This is a genomic window from Gordonia sp. i37, from assembly GCF_002043085.1.
Taxonomy (GTDB): domain Bacteria; phylum Actinomycetota; class Actinomycetes; order Mycobacteriales; family Mycobacteriaceae; genus Gordonia; species Gordonia polyisoprenivorans.
In genome coordinates this window covers 1-5,891 of sequence record NZ_MVPX01000190.1, presented here as the reverse complement: position 1 = coordinate 5,891, position 5,891 = coordinate 1, and the positions used below count along the sequence as shown (strand labels likewise).

Genomic DNA, 5,891 nt, shown 5'->3' with positions numbered 1-5,891 from the left:
CCCCCCGCCGATCCGCCGCAGGACGTCGGTGAGGATCTCGGTCTTCAGGGTGCGGGCGTGTTCGACGGAGACATGCGCGAGATCGCAGCAGCCGGCGCCGTGTGCGGCGGCGGAGCAGAGCGGGTCGCGTCGATGTGTCGACGGCTCGAGTACCTCGGTCACCTCGGCGACGAGGAATCCCGACTTGTCCTCGACGATGTTCGCGGTGACCAGTTCGCCCGGGATCGCGCCGCGCACGAACACGACCCGGCCGTCGTCGGCGTGGGCGATGGCGGACCCACCGTTGGCGGGTCGGCGTACCCGCAGCGTCAGCGCGCCGGAGGGTGCGCTCGTCACTCGGGGCCGCCACCGAGTGCCCGGCGGGTGTCACCGGGTGCGTGGTAGTCGAGGTCGGCCTTGCGGCGATCGGACGACGTGAGCTGCCAGGGCACCGAGGTCACCATCACCCCGGGTTCGAAGAGCAGACGTGTCTTCAACCGCAACGCCGACTGGTTGTGCAGGATCTGTTCCCACCAATGGCCCACCACGTATTCGGGGATGAACACGGTGATCACGTCGCGCGGCGATTCCCGACGCACGCGACGCACGTAGTCGATGATCGGGCGGGTGATCTCGCGGTAGGGCGACGCGATCACCTTGAGCGGCACCCGCAGATCGCTGTCCTCCCATTCGGAGACCAGTCGGCGGGTGTCGCGGTCGTCGACGTTGACGGTGACCGCCTCGAGCACGTCGGGGCGGGTGGCCCGGGCGAACAGCAACGCACGTTTGGTCGCCAGGTGCAGCGTCGAGACCAGCACGATCGAGTGGGTGCGGCTCGGTAGTACCGCCTCGTCGTCGGAGGGGGTGCGCTCGAGTTCGCGCTGCACGGTCGCATAGTGATGGTGGATCGCCTTCATCAGCACGAACAGGATGACCATCGCCAGGATCGCGATCCAGGCACCGGCGGTGAACTTGGTGATGAGCACGACCACCAGCACGGTCGCCGTCATCACCAGGCCGACGGTGTTGATCACCCGCGACTGCATCATCCGGCGGCGCGCCTTCGGGTCGGTCTCGGTGCGCAACAACCGGGTCCAGTGGCGCACCATGCCGGTCTGGCTCAGCGTGAACGACACGAACACGCCCACGATGTAGAGCTGGATCAGTGAGGTCACCTCACCGCCGAAGGCGACCACGAATGCGATCGCGGCGACCGCGAGGAACAGGATGCCGTTGCTGAACGCCAGCCGGTCGCCGCGGGTGTGCAGCTGCCGGGGCAGGTAGCGATCCTGGGCGAGTACCGAACCGAGCACCGGGAATCCGTTGAACGCGGTGTTGGCGGCCAGCATCAGGATCAGCGCGGTGACGGTCGCGACGAAGTAGAACCCGGCCGGGAAGGTGTCGAACACCGCGTGCGCGAGTTGGGCGATCATCGCCTTCTGCTGGTAGCCGGGGGGTGCGCCGATGAGGTCCTCCGCCGGGTTCATCACGTATTTGGCGCCGATCCGCTCGGCGAGGAAGACGATGCCCAGCAGCAGGACGATCGCGATCGACCCGAGCAACAGCAGGGTGGTCGCCGCGTTGCGGGACTTGGGTTTCCGGAACGCCGGCACGCCGTTGCTGATGGCTTCGACCCCGGTCAGCGCCGCGCATCCCGAGGAGAAGGCCCGCGCGATCAGGAAGACGAAGGCGATGCCCATCAGGTGGCTGTGCTCGGCTCGGATCTCGAATCCCGCGGTCTCCGAACGGACCTCGCGTCCGAGGATGAAGATCTCGGTGAACCCCCAGATGAGCATGCCGAGCACGCCGACGATGAACGCGTAGGTCGGAATGGCCAGTACGGTGCCCGATTCCTTGAGCCCGCGCAGGTTCACCGCGGCCAGGATGATGATCGCGGCCACGCAGAACCACACGCGATGTTCGGACACGAACGGGATGGCCGACCCGATGTTCTCCGCCGCTGACGAGATCGACACCGCGACGGTCAGGACGTAGTCGACCAGCAGCGCACTGCCGACGGTCAGTCCGGCCGTGGGGCCGAGGTTGACCGTGGCGACCTCGTAGTCGCCGCCGCCGGAGGGATAGGCGTGCACGTTCTGCCGGTAGCTGGCGACGACCACCGCCATCACGATCGCGACCGCGATCGCCACCCAGGGTGTGTAGGCCAGCGCCGAGAGCCCGGCAACGGAGAGCACCAGGAAGATCTCCTGGGGCGCGTAGGCGACCGATGACATGGCGTCGGAGGCGAACACGGGTAGCGCGATGCGTTTGGGTAACAGCGTGTGGCCGAGACTGTCGCTGCGAAACGGTCGACCCAGAAGCAGGCGTTTTGTCGCAACGGGCACCTTTGACACGGTGGGCACCACGCAACACTAAGACCTCGGTCAGATGAAGGCCACCAGGACCCGCATCACGGCACGGCCCCTACGGGTAGGTTCATCTCTGCGTGGACCGACACCGGTGCACGGCCGGCTCCCCGGCGACGCGTCGCCTCCCGGTGGCATGCGCCGGGAAGGAAGGATCGATTTTCTTGCGGGTAGTCATCATGGGCTGCGGCCGGGTGGGCTCGTCGTTGGCTCGGGCGATGGTCAAGCGCGGTCACGAGGTAGCGGTCATCGACCGCAACCCCTCTGCGTTCACCCGGCTCGGCGACGGGTTCACCGGTCAGCGCATCGTCGGGGTCGGATTCGATCGTGATGTGTTGATCAAGGCCGGGATCGAGCAGGCCGATGCCTTCGCCGCGGTGTCCTCCGGCGACAACTCCAACATCATCTCCGCGCGGGTGGCCCGCGAGACCTTCGACGTGGAGCGGGTGGTCGCGCGTATCTATGACGCCAAACGTGCCGCGGTCTACGAGCGGTTGGGCATTCCGACCGTGGCCACCGTGCCGTGGACGACCGAGCGGTTCGTCTCCGCACTCGGCGAGGTCTCCACCACGACCGAGTGGCGCGACCCGTCGGGCACGCTCGCGATCGCCCAGCTCGAGATCGACGAGTCGTGGATCGGGACGACCGTGGTGAAGTTCCAGGAACTGACCGGAGCACGGATCTCGTTCATCAATCGTGTCGGCAATCCCGTTCTGCCGGAAGCGAAGACAGTCTTGCAGCAGGACGACGTGGTGTTCGCCGCGGTGCTGCTCGAGCGCCTCGCCGAGACCCGTACGATTGCCGCGTCACCGATCGACGCCGACTGAGGAGTACGTCAATGAAAGTCGCCATCGCCGGGGCCGGCGCGGTCGGACGCTCCATCGCCCGCGAGCTCCTCGTCAACGCCCACCAGGTCACCCTGTTCGAGCGCAATGCCGAGCACATCGACACCGACGCGGTGCCCGGTGCGCAGTGGCTGCTCGCCGACGCGTGCGAATTGTCGAATCTGGAGTCGGCGGAGCTGCAGTCCTTCGACGTCATGATTGCCGCCACCGGTGACGACAAGGCCAATCTCGTCGTCAGTTTGCTCGCGAAGACCGAGTTCGCGGTCAATCGGGTGGTCGCGCGGGTAAATGATCCCCGCAACGAATGGCTGTTCGGCGAGGAATGGGGTGTCGACGTCGCCGTCTCGACGCCACGACTGCTCGCCTCCCTCGTCGAAGAGGCCGTGTCGGTCGGAGATCTGGTACGGCTCATGACATTTCGGCAGGGCCAGGCGAATCTCGTGGAGCTGACGCTGCCCGCCAACACACCGCTGGCCGGCCGGCCGGTCCACAAGCTGAGCCTGCCGCGCGATGCCGCCCTGGTGGCGATACTGCGGGGTGGTCGGGTGATCGTGCCCGAGCGTGACGATCCGATCGAAGGTGGCGACGAACTGGTGTTCATCGCTCCCGCGGAGACCGAGCCCGCGCTGCACGAGGCGATGCGGGTCCCGCAGTGACCGGCCGATCAGCGCGGGATCGGCGGGATCACTCCTCCGAGCCGTACAGCTCGTAGTACGGGTTGTAGACCACCTTGAACCCGTCGTGCTCGGCGAGGCGGCCGCGGACGGTGAGTTTGCGCCCGGGCTCGATGCCGGGAATGCGGTTACGTCCCAACCATTTCAGGATGACCGTGTCGGTCCCGTCGAAGAACTCGGCCTTGACCCCGCTCTTGGCGGCACGCGAACACGTCTCCACCGCACGCAACTCGCCGTGCATGGTGACCTCGTCGCCTCGACAACATTCGACGGCGCGCTGCGCTCCGGTTGCCTCGGACTCGGCGGCGATCTGCTCCGCATCCGCATTGCCGAGATCTTCCGTCAACCGTTTCGTCAGCCGCTTGAGATAACCGGCCGTCGGCATCACAACCTCCAGAGAGACTTCGTTTCCGCTCGGAGGGCACGAGCCTGCTGGGCTGTGGTTCTCGGCCTTCTCGTCTTCCGACGCGGGTACTTTCGGCTCAGCGTAGACCCATGTCCTCATCGCGTACAACGCGCGGCATGATCTGTGCATGCCCGCGAATGACAACCGAATCCACACCCGCAGGTTGACCGGCTCCGGGAGCGCCGGCGAGCGGGCCGAGTGTCACCCGGCGGACGTCCTCATCGTGATGCCGGGGACGGGTTCGGACGCCGACTTCGTCCGCCGCGCGTTCGGTCCCGCGGCCCGCGAGATCGGCGTCGACCTGATCGCCCTCGACCCGACCGACGATCTCATCGGCGGACACCGTGACGCGCTGCGGCAGTTCACTGCCGACCACGCCCGGGTGTTGGTGGGCGGGTTCTCCATCGGTGCCGCCCTGGCGCTGGAGTGGGCGCTCGGGCCGGGCCGGCATCGTTGCGTCGGGGTGTGGGCGGCGATGCCGGCGTGGAGTGGCGAGCCGAGTACCGCACTTGCCGCGACCGGCGCGGCGATGACCGCGGCAGCCCTGCGTACCGACGGCCTGGACGCGACGATCGATGCGATGTCGTCGACGAGCCCGACATGGTTGGCGAATGAGCTCGCCCGGTCGTGGCGGGCCCTGTATCCCGGACTCGTCACCCAGCTCGAACGGGCGGCGGCATATCGCGCCCCGGACCTCGACCGGATCGCCACTCTGTCCGTGCCGCTGGCGGTGGTCGCCGCCGACGACGACCCGCTCCATCCGTGGGCCGTCGCGCAGTCGTGGTGTCGCGCAGCACCTCGCGCGCAACTGCAACGGGTTCACCTGACGCAGTGGGGTACCGATCCGGCGGTGTTGGGGCGCGCGTGCGCCACCGGATGGCAGTCCCTGGTCGACGAGAGTGCCGCAACAACCGAGCGGTGAGCCCGCTCGGTACGGGGTAAGTGGGTGGTCAGCGCTTGCCGCGGCGACGGCGGAAGCGTTGCATCGCCGAACCCGCCGACGGCGGGGGCGCGTCATCGGCGTCGGGTGCGCCCTCCGGTGTCCCACTGTCGTCGGCGGGAGGCACCTCGCGGATGACGGTGGCCTGCTCGATCTGATCGAGCGCACCGCCGGCGATGCGCTCGGTCTCGGGTGTCGGCTGCTCGGGGACCTGTGCGGGGGCGGGGGTTTCGCCCGGAGCGTTCGACACGGCGAGATTGTCGGCGGCAAGGTTGTCGTCGGGGGTGTTGTCGACGGAACCGGTCGGTGCACCGGCGGCCGGGTCGTCGGCGAACATCTGCTGCTGGGCGGCGGCGACCTGCTCGGCGAGGACGGGAGGCAGGACGATCGGCAGCATTTCGCGGGGCGGCACCGGATCCTTGCCGCGCCGCACCACCGACTCGGCGAGGACGGCACGCGCGAGTTGTGCGAGTGGGCCCGCGGATTCGGCCGGGCCACTGGCAACACACCGCACCATCCACCGTGGACCGTCGACCCCGATGAACCGGTGTGCGCCACCGGGCACCTCGGCGAGTACCTCTCGCCCCCAATGCCCGTCCTCGACGCTGGTGGTCGCGCCTTCGTCCCGCAGGGAGGCCGCGAGTTCACGCACGACCTCACGCCACAGTCCCGGAGAGCGCG

At 68.0% G+C, this 5,891-nt stretch carries 7 protein-coding genes; 3 read left to right on the top strand and 4 right to left on the bottom strand.

The window, feature by feature from the left end; genetic code table 11:
* Both B1964_RS09105 and B1964_RS09100 read right to left on the bottom strand, forming a co-directional pair.
* The coding region (locus B1964_RS09105; protein ID WP_139765679.1) for a TRAM domain-containing protein at window positions 1-336 on the bottom strand (336 nt) is incomplete at its 3' end.
* Window positions 333-2,342: an APC family permease gene (locus B1964_RS09100; protein WP_026920163.1), complete on the bottom strand. Its 2,010-nt coding sequence runs from the start codon at window positions 2,340-2,342 to the stop codon at window positions 333-335. The genes B1964_RS09100 and B1964_RS09105, both read right to left, overlap by 4 nt.
* Window positions 2,343-2,509: 167 nt before the next feature.
* Between B1964_RS09100 and B1964_RS09095 the strand changes: the two genes are divergently transcribed.
* Window positions 2,510-3,172, top strand: coding sequence for a TrkA family potassium uptake protein (locus B1964_RS09095; RefSeq protein WP_014359852.1), 663 nt, complete (start codon window positions 2,510-2,512; stop codon window positions 3,170-3,172).
* Between the two features lie 11 nt (window positions 3,173-3,183).
* Window positions 3,184-3,846: a TrkA family potassium uptake protein gene (locus B1964_RS09090; protein ID WP_006371134.1), complete on the top strand. Its 663-nt coding sequence runs from the start codon at window positions 3,184-3,186 to the stop codon at window positions 3,844-3,846.
* A gap of 28 nt (window positions 3,847-3,874) precedes the next feature.
* Here the strand turns inward: B1964_RS09090 and B1964_RS09085 are convergent, their stop codons facing one another.
* Window positions 3,875-4,249 carry an OB-fold nucleic acid binding domain-containing protein gene (locus tag B1964_RS09085; protein ID WP_006371135.1) on the bottom strand — a complete coding sequence of 125 codons (375 nt, stop codon included), beginning with the start codon at window positions 4,247-4,249 and terminating at the stop codon, window positions 3,875-3,877.
* 148 nt (window positions 4,250-4,397) lie between these two features.
* Here B1964_RS09085 and B1964_RS09080 point away from each other — a divergent pair, with 148 nt between their 5' ends.
* A complete protein-coding gene (locus tag B1964_RS09080) occupies window positions 4,398-5,192 on the top strand; it encodes an alpha/beta fold hydrolase (RefSeq protein ID WP_079929555.1) in 795 nt (264 codons plus the stop codon).
* A 28-nt stretch (window positions 5,193-5,220) separates the two neighbouring features.
* On the opposite strand, the gene B1964_RS09075 is transcribed toward B1964_RS09080, so the two are convergent.
* On the bottom strand, window positions 5,221-5,891 hold a 671-nt coding region (locus B1964_RS09075), incomplete at its 5' end, for a DUF3710 domain-containing protein (protein ID WP_079929554.1).

What these genes read in the sequence shown, in the direction of transcription:
- B1964_RS09090 (WP_006371134.1), top strand. Translation starts at nt 3,184, where the DNA reads ATGAAAGTCGCCATCGCCGGGGCCGGCGCGGTCGGACGCTCCATCGCC.
- B1964_RS09085 (WP_006371135.1), bottom strand. Translation starts at nt 4,249, where the DNA reads ATGCCGACGGCCGGTTATCTCAAGCGGCTGACGAAACGGTTGACGGAA.
- B1964_RS09080 (WP_079929555.1), top strand. Translation starts at nt 4,398, where the DNA reads ATGCCCGCGAATGACAACCGAATCCACACCCGCAGGTTGACCGGCTCC.